Source organism: Secundilactobacillus paracollinoides DSM 15502 = JCM 11969 (assembly GCF_001311135.1).
GTDB classification, from domain to species: Bacteria; Bacillota; Bacilli; order Lactobacillales; family Lactobacillaceae; genus Secundilactobacillus; species Secundilactobacillus paracollinoides.
Window position 1 is genome coordinate 17,156 of sequence record NZ_BBAG01000015.1, and the last position, 15,074, is coordinate 32,229.

Here is a 15,074-nt window from a genome sequence, read left to right on the forward strand (position 1 = left end):
AAAAATAAGGCTAATCGACTGTAGATGTTGATTAGTCTTTTCTTAGCAAAACAGTGAAGTTCTTTTCCTGTTGCTATAAAAGAAAGCGGTTTATACTAATTAACAAGTATAAAAAGATTTAGCACTTATATAGAAATGAGGGATTCGCATGGCAAAAACAGATTTAAAGGCGGCGGTCATTGCTGGCACCGTCGCTGGTATTTTTTCAGGGTTCGTTAAGTTAGGGTGGGAAAACGTCCTGCCGCCGCGAACACCAGCGCGTAACGCAGTCAACCCGCCGCAGCATTTGATGGAGCAGGTTGGTGTTCCAGAAAAAATTCGGAATGCGACCTATACCTATTCTGAACAAAAGATGCCGATTGCCGGGTTCCTGATCCACTTTGGTTTCTCGACATCATTCGCCATTCTCTACAGTGTGGCGGGTCATTACCTCCCGTTCATTAAGGCGGGGAAGGGGTCGTTGTTCGGCCTGAGCATTTGGAGTGCCTTTCATCTCGGTGTTATGCCAGCGATGAAGACTGTGCCGGATGCTAAGGACCAGCCGATTGAAGAACATATTTCCGAAGCGGTTGGTCACGTTGTCTGGATGCACGCCAACGACTTTATCAGTGACAGCATCTACCGCAATTTGACGGCAAAACAGCACAACTAGTTTTTAATCGGGGGGGGTGTTGGGATGTCTGATTGGCAAACCAAGTGGCCTGAACGGCTCAGCTACGGACTCAGCGATGCAGCGGATAACCTTGTTTTTCAGGTAATGACGACTTACTTGCTGTTCTTTTACACCGATGTCTATGGTCTGACGCCGGGAGAAGCAGCTATCCTCTTCGTTGTGGCACGAATCGCGGATGTGATTGAAAGCCCGCTGATCGGTGTCTTGATCGACCATACCCATTCGAGGTGGGGCAAGAGCCGACCGTGGTTTTTATGGCCGGCACTGCCCTATGTGGTTTTTGCGATTTTAACCTTTGTCACGCCAGGGTTTTCACACACTGGAAAACTCGTGTGGGCTTACGTCACCTACCTGGGGTTAGGATTCTTCTACACGGCGGTCAACTTACCGATCACGGCCATTTTACCGACCATGTCGCGAAACGAACGCGAGCTGACCTTTCTCGGTGTGATTCGGCAGTTCTTTGGCAGTTCGGTTCAAATTATTGTGGCCGTCTGCACGCTGCCCCTAGTGGCATTTTTTGGTAAGGGAAATCAGCAACGCGGGTTTCTGCTGACGATTACGTTGTTTGGCGTGATCTCGTTGATCCTGATTTGGAACACGTTCTTTAACGTGCGGGAACGCTATAGCAATCCTAAAATTGCGCACCAGCCGTTTAAAAAAGTGTTGCCGATGATCTTGAAGAACACACCGTGGTTCGTCATATCGGTGGTGATCCTCCTGTTTTGGCTGGTGACCGCTATCAAAAACCAAACGGCAATTTACTATTTCAAATACACGCTGGGAAACGAGAACCTTGTCCCATTAGCGAACAGTTTTACGTTAGCGTCTCTGATTGGTGTTGTCCTGATCATGCATTTGTCCAATATTCGCGGCAATAAGCGTACCATGCTAATGGGAATTGTGACCGCGTTTGTCGGCCAAGTCATCATGTTAGCTGGGGTCTATCTGCCGCAGTTGCAGGTGCTCTTTGCCGGAATCGTTATTAATTCGATCGGTCACGGGATGATCGTCGGCCTGGTATCCATCATGATTTCAGATACGATTCGCTACGGGTCGGCCATGGGCATCCAAGCGGAAGGCATTCTGGCGTCTAGTGATAACTTTGGTGTCAACGTTGGATTGGGCGTCGGTGGGCTCATTACGGCCGGGCTGTTTGAGCTGTCCGGCTACACCGCTGATCACGCGCAGAACGCGGCCACACTGACAATGATCAATGTAAACTATATTTGGATTCCGCTCGTCATTTATGTGGTGATGTTTTTAGTGCTGCTGGGGTATGACGAGAAAAAGATTAGAAATGTGATTCACTAAAAACGCCTTGTGATGGGCGTTTTTTTGTTGCACTTTATTGTAATGAAAACAATTGTATTGACAACTATTTGGGCTGTGATAAACTCGGTGAGTACTTTAGTTGTACTTTAAACTGTTTTTTAAAAGGAGCGTTTAGAATGACACCAGAATTAACCGCAGAAGACTTGTTTGAGAGCTACACCGGCACCCATAGCAGTCCCTATGATGGTCAAATGGTCACCGTTTCCAGTCAAGTCACCTATGTTGGGCCAGATTCATATGGGTTGCCGTCAATTGAAATGGGCAATCCAAGTGACGGGAAACTCTGGGTCATGGCTGTTGTCAGTGACTATGATGCCGTTCATGAGGGGAATCAGGTGACCATTACTGGGAACTCGACTGGGTTTACGCAGGGTGGCGTTGTGCTGAAGCATAGTACGATTGTGGAAGTAGCCTGATTAAATTTCGGCTAGTTAAGTGGTGTAACTTGAATTTTATAAGGGTAATCGATACCCTAATGATGGTTTTGAATAAGGCATCGTTAGGAGCGTGACTCAAGTGAAACGTGAATTTGTACTTGATAACCAGTTAGTGACTCAAGCTGAGCATGTGTTTCAACAGTTAGGAATAAGTTCAAATAACGCCGTTACGCAGTTCTATCAGGCAGTTGTTGAATTTGGTGGTCTGCCGTTTGGATCGAAGACATCAGATGATTCGGATATCGAGTCAAAGATTCGTCAGGATTTGGCCGATATTCCGGCGGTGGATCTGAATCAGTCTGAGGAAGCCCGGCGTGAGTTTTTTGATGAGGATTAGGGTGAGTCGGATTTAGATTTATGTAGAGAAAGGGCGTCTTGGATTTTTTCCAAGGCGCCCCTTTGTATTGTTTTTTTGTTGGTGATTGAGGGTCTTGACTACTGTGCCGAAACGAGTTCCGGAAAACAGAAAGCTGCATGCAAATCAACTCTGGCAAAAATGCCAAGTTCGGTATTTCTGCCAGAGTTGACTTACACTCTGCTTCCTACCGTTTTCCTCCACTCTCTACCTCATTGCTTTCGGCAAATACCCCACTCGCGTCAACAGCTCTTTCGACCGATCCGTTGCCGGCTTAAAGCCGCGGTTGAACAAGTGTCGAAAATACATCAGGTTGTAAAGACCGGCCCAGACCAGATTGAAGGCAACGCTTGCCACGCTCATGGCGTAGCTCACCATGTTGTTGGTTGGCAGGGAATAAATGCCAAACAGCACGCCCATTTCAATGCCGACCATACACAGCAAGTTGTACCAGTCGCCGCGAAAGATCGGGACGATCAAGTTAAACCACAGGACGGTCCAGGAGAAGCCGACTTTAGCAATGCGGACATCGCCGTTTTCATTTTTCACAGTTGCGTAGTTTGGTGGCACCGGTAAGCCATTTGGTCCCTCGTTATTATCGCCGTTTTGAAACGGATTTTGCATGATAGACCTTCTTTCAAATTGGCTCGTTAAAAGTTATTCATCAATGATAAGACAAATTTTGCAAAATGGCTAGTATTCGGCCCGTGTAAATTTAACGACGGCTTCACACCGCGGCGTTTGCGGCATCATGTCGACGGATTGGATGTAGTCCACGTGGTACTTAGTTGTGAGCTGTTTCAGGTCGCGGGCCAGGGTCGATGGGTTGCAGGAAATGTAGACGAACTTCTGTGGCAGTGTGTCAAGAATCGTCCGGATAAGGCCATCATCAAGGCCAGTCCGCGGCGGGTCAACAATGAGGGCGTCAAACGAGAAGCCTTCGTCGATCCATCGTGGAATAACGTCTTCCGCCTTGCCGGTTTCGTAGTGGGCATTGGTAATGCCGTTTAACGCGGCGTTTTCGTTGGCATCCTTCACGGAATCCGCAATGATGTCCATCCCGCGAACTTCGTGGGCGGCGTGGGCAACGGAGAGGCCAATCGTGCCGACGCCAGCGTAGGCGTCGACCACGTTTTCGTTTTCACCAAGGTCAAGCGCTTTGAGGCTTCATCGTACAGTTTCACCGTCTGGTAGGGGTTCAACTGCAAGAACGCGCGGGCAGATAAGTTGAACTGCAGGCCCTTAAGTTCTTCGCGGATCTGATCCTTCCCGGCTAATCGAATGGTGTCATCACCCCAGATAAGTGAGGTTTTTTCTGGATTGATATTTTGCATGATGGAGACCACGTTTGGAAATTTAGCCTGCAGGTTGCTAACCAGTTCGTCGCGTTGCGGGAAGGTCGGCTTGGTCGTGACGAGCACCACCTGCAATTCATTGGTCGCAGCCGCCTCACGCACAACAATTGTTTTAACAAGTCCGGTCTCACGTCGTTCGTCATAGATGGCGACGTTAAGGTCCTGCAATTGCGAAACGACAAAGCGCATGACGGCCATCGTGGCGGGCATCTGAACGGAACAGGTTGCCAGGTCAACCAGGTTGTGGCTGTGCTCTTCATATAGGCCGGCAATGACCTGGCCCTCGGCCGTCTTGCGCACTTGGAACTGCGCCTTATTCCGATAGCTGTAGGGGTCGTCCATCCCAATTGTCGGTTTTAAAATGTAATGGTGGTAGCCATGTGGTTTGAATTTCTCAAGCGACTGCTGCACAACGTCACGTTTAAAGGCGAGTTGTGCCGGATAAGCGAGATGCTCGAGTTCAAAGCCACCGACTTGGCCAGCGTAATCATCTCGTGGGGTCACGCGATCCTTGCTGGGGGTTTTGATCCGGTGAATTTTCGCCGTCAGGAATGTTGCTTGATGCCAATCACTTCTGCGACGACGACCTCTGTGGGAAGGGCACCCTTAATAAAGACCAGCTTGCGTTTGTAGTAGCCGATCCCTTCACCATTGATGCCAAGACGCTTGATAGTCAGCGGGAACCGTTGACCGATTTCAACTTGAACGTCAGCTGACCGCTGTTGTGGTCGCCGATTGTGTGTGTAATGTTTTTGTGGGGTTGTCATTTTTTGTCCATTCTTTGGGTTGAGGTTGTTTCTTATTAAATACTGTCATCTAGTGCATAGAGTATTGTATCAGACTCGGCGAACATTTCAAAACTTGAGAGTGTGGAGCGAGGCGGTTAAGGGGCGGAGCAGAAGGGCGTCTGGGCACAAAAGTCTGGGTCTGACTTTTGTGCCCAGACGCCCTTCTGCAGTAGCCCCTTGCCTCGCGGAGCACGTTTCCGCAATATAAACTAGAAATTCAAGGATCTCCTGTATTAGTAACCAACTTAAGTACGGTCGCTAACTAATACCGACACCACAGCCTGCAATGCCGAACGGCTCCACTACGCTATTCTTGCGATATTAAGTAACAACTCCTCATGATGACCCCATAAAACTCGATAATTAGTCGATAACATTTTCAACTTGGCCTGAAGCATTGCTATTAATAGCCTTACAAGCAGTCGAGGGCGGATTCTCAGCAAACTCGGTTTAACACCTTATTGATACTTAACCAATAGTAAGAAATAAGCGCATAGTCAGTGGAATGGAGCAATTTGGCACGGAGCAGTGGTGTCGATGTCACTTGGTGGGCGCGGGTTTGGGCCACCTAGTGACATGCGAGACGATGAAGATCCATTCGAGTGGCGCACAGCGACAATCGAATTAGCTTCATCGCGAGCCACCACAGCGGAGTGTCAAATCGCGCAATGCAACGGCAGTATCATCCATAATTGGGAAGACTCCCTGTTCGAGTTAAATACAACAATATTGTTGCAACACAGAAAAACACACCCCAGACAACAGGCCTGAGGTGTGTTTTTGTAGTGTAGTTGAGATTAGTTAGTTGTTTACAAGTCTCATTATACGCTATTTGTAAGCGGTTTTACACGTTATTTTTCATAATATTGGTAACTGATGGTATATTCTTGTAATTTACCGGATGGCAACGTAATGTCACCGAACCCGTCGTGGTGAATGGCGTCTGGCAAAGTCTGCGCTTCAGTTGCTAAGGCGTTGTATGGCTTTGATTGGTTAAATGGGTTAGCGGTGAAGACGACCAGTGAGTTTCGGTCTGAGAAGATGTCCACGTGACGGTTAGAAGCACTGTCACTCAACGTTGCGATGGGCTTGTCAGCACTTGGAGTGACTTCATAAGCGTCATCAATTTCGACCTTCCCAGTTTCCTGCTTGATGTCAGCCAGGGCACTTGGGATGTCACGAGACTTGCTGAAATCGTAGCCAGTACCAGCGAGATCAACAAAGTTGCCAGTTGGCACCTTGTCTTTGTCGCTGAGTTCCAGCCGGCGCTTGCCGTTGACTTGGAGCTGCTGGGTGGTCAAATCTTTTTGACCATCGGTGATATTCCAGTAAACGTGGTTTGTTGGGTTAAACAGGGTATCAGCTGTCGAGGCGGCTGAGAAGGTGATGGACACCTTGTTGTCGTCCGTTAACGTAAAGGTGATGCGGGCGTCCAAGTCGCCAGGAAAGTTGTCTTCGTCGCTATCGATGTGACGTGAGAACGTCACGCTGGCGTCATGGTCACGAATGGATTGTTCCGCGTCCCAGATGATTTCTGAGAACCCGTGGAAGCCGCCGTGTAAGGTATTGTCGTTTTCGTTTTGGTCGAAATGAACTTCCTGACCATCAATGGTGGCTGTGGCCTTGCCGATCCGCCCAGCAACCCGACCAATCGACTTGCACAGACTGTATGATGCAGGACTGTCGTAGTGCGCGAGGTCGTCAAAGTGGGCAATCAACGGGGTACCGTTGACCGTAAAGGATTGCCAAGTGGCACCAAGGTCAGGACCTTAATAAAGTTACCGTCTTTGTTTGTAATTGTATATCGTTCAATGTCGTGGCCGTCTTTTTGGCCAAATACTTCGGATGAAATCTGCATGAAAAAATCCTCCTTATATGAAAACGATTAATCACCTACTAGTATACGCTTTTAAATGAAAAACCAAACTGAAAAATGAAAAAACTTTAGTAAAATAACGAGATTTTTAGTGAATTCTAATACCTTAACAAAACCTTTACACATCCTTCACAAAAACAACACAGAAACACAACAAAAAAACGACAATTCTTCTGTACAATAGATTTTGTAATCAAGTAACGCAATGTACAACTTGGAAGGAAGGATCACTATGCTACTTGACAACAATGATAATCATTGATAATCATATGGAAACGATCGCCGTTCAGCTTGTCTCAGTTTCGGACAAGGAACTGACGGCTAAAACCGAATCGAACCAACTGATCACAATTTCAACAGCTGAAACAAACAAGAAGGATCGCTCCTTCTGGCAATCGTTGAAGGATATTGCGCGAGCAAAAATCTGGGTGCCAGTCACTAAGGGCACGCATCAGCTTCTCCAATATGATTGGTTGACCGTTGCACCAGAAATGGCGTAAGGCAAAATAATTGGCTTTGAGGGCGACTCTTGCTACACTGGTATAGGTGTGATAATTGCGTTGAAACAAGGAGGAACCCCAATGTCATTAACGGATACGTACCAGTTAGCAAACGGGACCAAGATTCAGTGATTGGATTTGGTACCTGGCAGTCAGCGGATGGCGATGAAGCCTATCACGCAGTTCTGGATGCCCTGAAAGCTGGGTATCGTCATATCGATACGCCGCAGCGTATGGTAACGAAGACAGTGTTGGCAAGGCCATTAAAGATTCTGGCGTTGACCGTGACGAACTCTTCGTAACGACCAAGCTGTGGAATGCGGATCATGGTTATGATGCAACTAAGAAAGCCCTAGAAACGTCTCTAGCAAAGCTTGGCTTAGATTACGTCAACTTGTACCTGATTCACTGGGCAAACCCAGTTGCTTTCCGGGGTAACTGGGAAGAAATGAACGCCGGCTCTTGGCGGGCAATGGAGGAAGCATACGATGCTGGCAAGACAAAAGCAATCGGTGTCTCAAACTTCCGGCCCAAACATCTGGATGCCCTATTAAAGACTGCTAAGGTAACCCCAATGGTGAACCAACTGTTCATCAATCCGTCCGATCTCGAACCAGAAGTGGTGGCGTACAACGATGCCCATCATATTTTGACTGAAGCTACAGCCCATTTGGGACAGGGAAGCTGGTCAAGAACAAAGGTATTACCGCGATTGCTGAAAAATATGGCAAGTCCGTTCCTCAATTGATCTTGAGATGGCAACTCCAGCATGGTTTCTTACCATTGCCGAAGTCTGTACACACGCAGTACATTCAAGCCAACACCGAAATTTTCGACTTCAATCTAGCACATACCGATATGACTCAGCTAGATGAAGCTTTCAAAGGTGTGGCTGGTTATGCTCAAGATCCAGATACAGCGCGTTTTTAATCTAAACGTTTGCCATCACTAAACAGTGAGTTCTATTTTTAGATTCATTTAAACCATGCACACAACTGAAAAGCCGCGGCAGCCTGTGAGACTGTTGCGGCTTTTTTCTATGGGTTGAGATTGCTTGGTGATTTCGTTGCATTTCGCAATTTGGCAGGCCGTCGTCGTGGCTCGCGACTGAGCTAACTCGATTTCTGCTGCGCAGCTCTCGAGTGGATCTCAGTCGTCTCGCACATCAGTAACCGACCCAAGAACGGTCGCTAACTGATGTCGACACCACGACGGCCTGCCAAATTGCTCCATTCCACTGATTGTGAGCAAGCTTTCACGGCTAGTTTAGCATCTCAGTGGGCGTTAACCCATGTCCGAGGAGAATCCGCCCTCGACCGCTAATAAATTTTCTGACAGCAATGCTTTTTACGGTGTTAGCTCAGAGTTGTGTTTCACTAACTTGTTTCATGATGTTCCTGTGAATGCTTTCCGGTTAATGTTAATTCGATCAGGATTTTAGCGAAGTGGTGCCGGTCGGCATTGCAGGCTGTGGTGTCGGTATTAGTTGGCGACTGTACTTGGGTCGGTTACTAATACGGGAGACGTTGGAGATCCTTGAATTTCTGAAAAGACATTCACTAGCTCTCCAGAGCGACCCCACCTCAGCCTGCAGGGCCGACCGGCGGAACGGAGCGGGAATTGAATGCTATTTTCATCAGAAATCTGTAGAATACATCATGAAATCTTGGCCGACCACCTAAATGCGTTATAATACATGTAACCACTTACAAAAATAGAATAATTGCGTGGCACCACTGAGTTGTCGCGCAGCCTGGAGGGTTTAATCATGACAAGTAAACGACCAGTTGCGCTGGTAACCGGCGCCTCATCAGGGATTGGGTTTTCGATCGCGAAGCATCTGTACCGCCACGGTTTCACGGTCTATGCGGGCGCTCGGCGCGTGTACCAAATGGGTGGCCTTGAAGCGCTCGGCATTCACACCACTTATTTGGACGTCACAGATACCGATAATATTCAGACCGTTGTCAAACAAATTGCGGCGGACGAGGGTCGGCTTGATGTGTTGGTCAATAATGCCGGTTACGGGGTGTTTGGTGCCATCGAAGAGGTACCGCTGGAAAAGGCGCATCAACAGTTTGATGCCAACGTGTTTGGTGTGACTGAAATGAGTAAGGCAGTTCTGCCAATCATGCGTCAGCAGCAGGATGGGCGGATCATCAATATTAGTTCCCTGGACGGCAAGATTGCCAATCCATTGGGTGGCTGGTATGTCGGGTCAAAGTTTGCGATTGAAGGCATCAGTGACGCAATGCGGCTTGAACTGGCAGACTTTGGTATCAAGGTCATCGTGATCGAACCGGGTGACATTAAGTCAGACTGGGCTAAGATTTCAGCCGAACAGTTGGCTGACGTCGCTGGCGATGGCCCTTACCAAGAGTTGTCCGCAGAAGCGGGTGCTTTTTTAAAGACCATCAGCGAGTTTGGGTCTGAGCCGTCAGTGATTGCGCGCAAGGTTACTTTTGCGGCGACTGTGAGACGACCACGTGCCCGCTATGCGGTTGGCGGCGGTGCGCCGGTTGGTGCGTTTGCACGGCGGGTGTTGCCGGACAGTGCCATGGACTTTCTGCTGCGACAAAGCGGCAAGTTGGCATTGAAGTATCAAAACAATAAGACAGACCCTGATAACCCAGATTTCGACGACGCTTCAGAAGTTGACGAGTAAAACGGTTACAGGTATGATTAAGACAAACAACACGAGGGGTGTCCCGTAACGGGGCTGAGATGGCGGTAACGTCTATCCCTTTGAACCTGTAAGGTAATGCTTGCGTAGGAACGTGTTCATCGATGACCGGGTAACCGGAAGTGGGTCGAACAAGAGACGTTCTTGTTCGGCTCTTTTTTGCGCACAACGTTGTTTTAAACCATAATTCACGTGTATTAGACACGTAGCGGAGGTTAGCAACATGAAAATTAGTTTATTGGATGAGATTCGAGAAAAGAACCCAGTGGTGTTAAACATTTCGAACTTTGTGACGGTGCAGGATGTGGCCAACGGCATCAACGCTATTGGGGCGTCACCGATCATGTCCGAAGAGATTGCTGAAACCGACGAGATGGTGGGGATTAGTTCAGCAGTTGCACTGAATCTTGGCGCGTTTTCAAAGCCTCAGGTCGACCATATTTTAGCCATGGGCCAGGCCGCCAATGCGCAACACCGGCCGCTTGTGCTGGATCCAGTTGCTGTTGGTGCAATTAGTTACCGGAAACAAGTAGCCGCTGATTTGATGCGCCAGTTCCAGGTGGACGTGATCCGCGGTAACGCCGGTGAAATTGCGGCGCTGGCGGAAGTTGCATGGGACGCTAAGGGCATCGATGCTGGATCTGGCAATGCTGATTTGGCAGAAATTGCGAAGGCATGCGCTAAGAAACAGCACGCTGTCGTCATTTTAAGTGGCGAAACGGACTACATCACGGATGGTGAGCGCGTGGTTCGCGTGCAAAATGGGACACCACTGTTCCAGCTCCACGTTGGATCTGGTGACATGTTGAGCAGTATCGTGGGCGCCTTTTGTGCCGTAAGTGATGGCGATTACTTTGAAGCAGCGCAGACGGCTTGCCTTGTGTTTGCTGCCACGGGGGAGATCGTTGCCAACCAATTGGGCGAAGAACGTCCCGGCACCTTTGCGGCCCAGCTGATGGATGCGCTCCATCTGGTTTCTGTTGCGGATATTGAAAAAATTGCGAAGTTTGACTGAAAGGCGTGAACAATAGTGAGTGAAGAGGTTAATTCGTTTCCCCAGACCCTAACGATTGCGGGGACTGATTCCGGTGGCGGTGCCGGTGTGATGGCTGATCTGAAGACCATGCAGGAGCGCCACGTGTTTAGCTCGGCGGTCATCGTTGCCGTAACGGCGCAAAATACGCTGGGCGTCCAGGATTTTATGGCGCTGCCAAAGAAAATTATTGATGAACAGTTCGCTTCACTGGCGGATGATTTAGCAATCAAAGCCTGCAAGACGGGCATGTTGGCGGATGCCGAGCATGTGGACATCGTTGTGGATAATCTGAAAAAATATGATTTTGGCCCAGTTGTGGTGGACCCGGTCATGATTGCGAAGGGTGGGGCAGCGCTGCTGGCCGACGACGCGATCTGCTCCCGCTGGCAACGATCGTCACCCCCAACCTGCCTGAAGCCGAGCGCCTGACTGGCTTGAGCATCAAGAGCGATGCCGCCATGCGTGAAGCTGCCCAACAGTTGCAGGCTGCCGGCACTAAAAACATCATTATCAAGGGTGGCCACGGCAACACCGACACGGTTCGCGATTACGTGCTGCTGGAATCTGGCAAGGATTTCTGGCTGTCAGCACCGCGTGTCGATACAGTGCGCACCCACGGGACCGGCGATACGTTATCGAGTGCCATGACCGCTGAAATTGCGAAGGGGAATAGCATTGAAACGGCGATTCGAATTGCTAAGGATTATGTTGAAGCAGCTATTCGTAACACGATTCAAGTTGGTCATGGTCATGGCCCGCTGAACCACTGGGCATATGGGGAGGCGCACGCTAATGATTAGTTTTGAACCATCAATGTTAAAGGCTTACTTCATCTGTGGCACCCAAGACCTGAGACCGGATCAAGATCTGGTCGAGACGGTGCAGACCGCATTGCGAGCAGGCATTACAGCCTATCAGTTTCGGGATAAAGGCGCCGGTTCAACGCTGACACCGGAAACGCGATTAACGGTCGCAAAACGGTTGAAAGACTTGTGTCACTTGGCGTACGTCCCATTTATTGTGGATGATGACGTTGACTGGCGAAACGCGTTCACGCTGATGGCATCCATGTTGGCCAGTCGGATGAAGGTGTGCAGTCGGTCATCGCTGAGATGGGAGACCAGGCGTTCATTGGCCTTTCATGTTCAAACGAGACTGAGATTAAGGCAGCAAATGCCATTGAGGGCATCGCCTATTACGGCAGCGGTCCGGTCTTCCCAACGGGATCAAAGGCGGATGCTGACCCAGTCATTGGGTTAGCAGGATTGCAGCATCTGGTTGAGCTGGCAACGCGGCCAGTGGTCGGCATCGGCGGCATTACGGTTGATCAGTTGCCAGCCGTGATCCAAACGGGTGCGGCAGGGTCGTCAGTTATTTCGATGATTGCGGGCAGTTCGGATATTGGCGGGGTTGTGAAGGCGATGAAAGAGGCCTAGAGCGTGGAAGGAGGCGGTTAAGAGGTGGAGCCTAAGCGACTTCAGGCAGAAATTCACGGTTCTGGAATTTGTGCCTGAAGTCGCTTAGGTGCAACCTCTTGCCTCCTGGAACGCGTTTCGGCACAGAAGCCAAGAAAGCAAAACAATAAAACGCAAAAAAACACGACGAGTAATTTCGACTTCTCGAAATAACCAGTCGTGTTTTTAGTCTCTAAAAGACGCCGCTCCCAAAATTTTTGTAATATTTCAACCCACCAATTTCACCCAGCATTTCCCAAGATGTATCTTTAAGAATTTAATTAAAATAAAATAAGCTTAATGAAACTGTATGACGATCTAAGACAACAAAAATAGCCTCAAATAATGCACGACAAAAACCACAATGTGTTGCTAATCGTGACTTATCATGAAAGCGGTTGGACAATACTGCTTATCAGAATACGCCCTGAATCCCCATTTAACAGGCGTGGTGTCTTACTTATTTTTAGTGATTGTATTTATTAAATGTATAAGTGAATTTAATATTACATAAAAATTACATATGTATTACAAATGTTACGTACAGCGTTCGCTAAATTCAAAAATGTGCTATCTTTAACTCAGTAAATATTTAATGGGGTTCACTGTATTACTCGTTAACTAACGAGTAAGCACCATTTTCGGGGAGATGGCATTTATGAAATTTAGTCGACATAATCAACAGCAACAAACAAAAGTTTTAAACGATAACGCACGGTTCAAATTGTATAAGTCAAAGACAAAGTGGCTGGTCAGCAAACGGGTCTTAGGGGTCATGGTCGCTACGGTTGCGGTTGGTATCGGCCTTAGTTTAGGGATGGCTGGTACGGCATACGCCGACACAACGGTTACTGATGTTCCAATGGATCAGCAAGCGACACCGTCTGAGCCGGCGACTGGATCAACTGATTCAACCAGTGACGTTACATCACAGGAGGCACCAGTTGATCAGCCAGCGCCACAGATTGATGGCACCACAACAACGGATACACCTGCCGAACCAAACTCAGTATCCACTACTAACGAGAATGACACGTTAAAAGGTGATGGTAGTGAAACGAGTACCACGCCGGTTGATGCAACACGGCCAATTACAGCAACGGATTCGCAATCGTCTTCGGAGTACTTTACTCCGGGAGAATCGGCCATTAAAAATGATGGGAAAACGTCAACCAGTAAATCGCCAACGACTACCGCGGATGAAACAGACGGTAGTTTTACGTTAACCCAGGATACTGTTAAAAATAAGGCCGGGAACATCATCTTCAATAACGATGTTGATATGACTCATGATTGGGAGATGAGTGGGTCCTTTAAATTCAGTAAGGACGATGACGCTACAGCGGATGCCACAGATACGAATGCCGATAATGATTCGGACTGGGGTGTTGGATTTAGTGGTTGGCAACTTGGTGATGGGGCAGGAATTGTGATTTCAGGAGCCACCCAGGACCAACTTGGTTTAGGTGGCGATGGCAATGCATTCGGTATCGGTGGTGTTGGCAATTCGATTGCGGCAGTTATTGATACGCATTACAACACACAATCTCAAACTGGAAAAGCTGCCAACGGTGTGAACTACACTGAGGTTGCTGACGAACCCGTTTCCACTGCTAGCGGTCTTGATAACGATCCAGGCACGTTACAAGTGATTGGAAATCGTTGGATTAACAAAAACGGTCACCCGGAAAATGGGGTTGCACTTGATGTGACTGGTACAAATGGCAGTCAAGATACGAGTGCTGGCGGAGCGGCAATCCGAAATGATGGTTTGAATCAAGCTGTTGTTAAATTTGTGACCACCAATGCAGATGGGTCCGTTGTCACTCCAGACGTGGACTCAGAGAAGGCTTATTCACCATCGAGTGCAGTAGGGTCTTCCACCGCAGCTAACGCATCTGGTGAACACTTTGTTGCCACTTGGAAACCAGATTTGACCACGCTTGATCCAACAACGGGAACCGTGAGTGGGACTTTGACGGTGACCTGGTACGGCAATGATAGTGACGCCTACAAAAATGGGTTTACCATTTCCACTAAATACACGGCTTCAACGAATTCTAGTATTGGTTTGATTTCATCCAATGGCAATCAAACTGCAACAACTGTTGCCACGGTTGACAGCTTTACTGGAAATGTGAAGTCTCAGCTTGTCACCATCGACTATCACGTCAACGGCACGGATGCACCCGAACTGCAAACCTCCAACGTCAGCGCGAATATTGGTGATACGCTGGCAGTGAGCCCAGATGGGACGACTGCCAGTGATGTGAACCTGACACTGCCAAAGCTGCAGGGCTACCACGTGTCACAAATCACCTTGAATGGTCAGAAAATTGCGGCTGATCAAGTTATCATGACCGTATCACGGGCAGCTGCGGATAATACACTGTTAGTGACTTACGAACCAAACACGATTAAAACGACTGTAACGGTTCCAACAACGCTTGTTCAAACAAACGGCGATGAGACTAGTGGCACTGTCACAATCTAAGATGTTTCTGGATCCGTTGGGGAAACAGTCACGGTTGAACACATTCCTGGCACATACACAGACGGAAATGGGACAGTTTATACTACAA

The 15,074-nt window shown here is 48.4% G+C and carries 12 protein-coding genes, 4 pseudogenes and 1 riboswitch; of the genes and pseudogenes, 12 read left to right on the forward strand and 4 right to left on the reverse strand.

What is annotated here, in order from left to right:
- The first annotated feature begins 148 nt into the window (after nucleotides 1–148).
- The 4 genes from JCM11969_RS06855 (at nucleotide 149) to JCM11969_RS06870 (ending at nucleotide 2,782) form a co-directional block, all read left to right on the forward strand.
- Entirely contained in the window at nucleotides 149–652 is a 504-nt protein-coding gene (locus JCM11969_RS06855; protein WP_054709717.1) for a DUF1440 domain-containing protein, read from the forward strand.
- A gap of 24 nt (nucleotides 653–676) precedes the next feature.
- On the forward strand, nucleotides 677–1,987 hold the full coding sequence (locus JCM11969_RS06860) for an MFS transporter (protein ID WP_054709721.1): 1,311 nt from the start codon (nucleotides 677–679) through the stop codon (nucleotides 1,985–1,987).
- Between the two features lie 137 nt (nucleotides 1,988–2,124).
- A complete protein-coding gene (locus tag JCM11969_RS06865) occupies nucleotides 2,125–2,424 on the forward strand; it encodes an OB-fold protein (protein WP_054709724.1) in 300 nt (99 codons plus the stop codon).
- A gap of 100 nt (nucleotides 2,425–2,524) precedes the next feature.
- The gene (locus JCM11969_RS06870) at nucleotides 2,525–2,782 is read left to right on the forward strand and encodes a hypothetical protein (protein WP_054709727.1); all 258 of its coding nucleotides are present in this window, start codon (nucleotides 2,525–2,527) and stop codon (nucleotides 2,780–2,782) included.
- Nucleotides 2,783–3,007: 225 nt separating this feature from the next.
- On the opposite strand, the gene JCM11969_RS06875 is transcribed toward JCM11969_RS06870, so the two are convergent.
- From JCM11969_RS06875 to JCM11969_RS18815, 4 genes and pseudogenes are all read right to left on the reverse strand, one after another.
- Nucleotides 3,008–3,424: a hypothetical protein gene (locus JCM11969_RS06875; RefSeq protein ID WP_054709730.1), complete on the reverse strand. Its 417-nt coding sequence runs from the start codon at nucleotides 3,422–3,424 to the stop codon at nucleotides 3,008–3,010.
- A gap of 69 nt (nucleotides 3,425–3,493) precedes the next feature.
- Nucleotides 3,494–4,922 (reverse strand): annotated as a pseudogene (gene rlmD / locus JCM11969_RS06880) (23S rRNA (uracil(1939)-C(5))-methyltransferase RlmD).
- 872 nt (nucleotides 4,923–5,794) lie between these two features.
- Entirely contained in the window at nucleotides 5,795–6,661 is an 867-nt protein-coding gene (locus JCM11969_RS06885) for an aldose epimerase family protein (protein WP_054709733.1), read from the reverse strand.
- Entirely contained in the window at nucleotides 6,658–6,801 is a 144-nt protein-coding gene (locus JCM11969_RS18815; RefSeq protein ID WP_225353168.1) for a hypothetical protein, read from the reverse strand. The genes JCM11969_RS06885 and JCM11969_RS18815 overlap by 4 nt, the downstream gene beginning before the upstream one ends.
- Nucleotides 6,802–7,058: 257 nt before the next feature.
- Between JCM11969_RS18815 and JCM11969_RS06890 the strand changes: the two genes are divergently transcribed.
- From JCM11969_RS06890 to JCM11969_RS06920, 8 genes and pseudogenes are all read left to right on the forward strand, one after another.
- Complete coding sequence (locus JCM11969_RS06890) at nucleotides 7,059–7,319, forward strand: hypothetical protein (protein ID WP_083215449.1); 261 nt, start codon at nucleotides 7,059–7,061, stop codon at nucleotides 7,317–7,319.
- A gap of 128 nt (nucleotides 7,320–7,447) precedes the next feature.
- Nucleotides 7,448–7,621 carry a hypothetical protein gene (locus JCM11969_RS18820; RefSeq protein WP_225353169.1) on the forward strand — a complete coding sequence of 58 codons (174 nt, stop codon included), beginning with the start codon at nucleotides 7,448–7,450 and terminating at the stop codon, nucleotides 7,619–7,621.
- A pseudogene (locus JCM11969_RS06895) lies at nucleotides 7,582–8,249 on the forward strand (aldo/keto reductase). Before JCM11969_RS18820 ends, JCM11969_RS06895 begins: the two are co-directional and overlap by 40 nt.
- Before the next feature lie 838 nt (nucleotides 8,250–9,087).
- Complete coding sequence (locus JCM11969_RS06900; protein ID WP_054709741.1) at nucleotides 9,088–9,984, forward strand: oxidoreductase; 897 nt, start codon at nucleotides 9,088–9,090, stop codon at nucleotides 9,982–9,984.
- Nucleotides 9,985–10,008: 24 nt separating this feature from the next.
- A riboswitch (TPP riboswitch) is annotated at nucleotides 10,009–10,112 on the forward strand.
- Nucleotides 10,113–10,225: 113 nt separating this feature from the next.
- Entirely contained in the window at nucleotides 10,226–11,017 is a 792-nt protein-coding gene (gene thiM / locus JCM11969_RS06905; RefSeq protein WP_054709746.1) for a hydroxyethylthiazole kinase, read from the forward strand.
- A 15-nt stretch (nucleotides 11,018–11,032) separates the two neighbouring features.
- Nucleotides 11,033–11,838 (forward strand): annotated as a pseudogene (thiD, locus tag JCM11969_RS06910) (bifunctional hydroxymethylpyrimidine kinase/phosphomethylpyrimidine kinase).
- Nucleotides 11,813–12,474: pseudogene (gene thiE / locus JCM11969_RS06915) on the forward strand (thiamine phosphate synthase). Before thiD ends, thiE begins: the two co-directional pseudogenes overlap by 26 nt.
- Before the next feature lie 676 nt (nucleotides 12,475–13,150).
- Nucleotides 13,151–14,986, forward strand: a complete 1,836-nt coding sequence (locus JCM11969_RS06920) for a lectin-like domain-containing protein (protein ID WP_054709749.1) — start codon at nucleotides 13,151–13,153, stop codon at nucleotides 14,984–14,986.
- The last annotated feature ends 88 nt before the right edge of the window (nucleotides 14,987–15,074 follow it).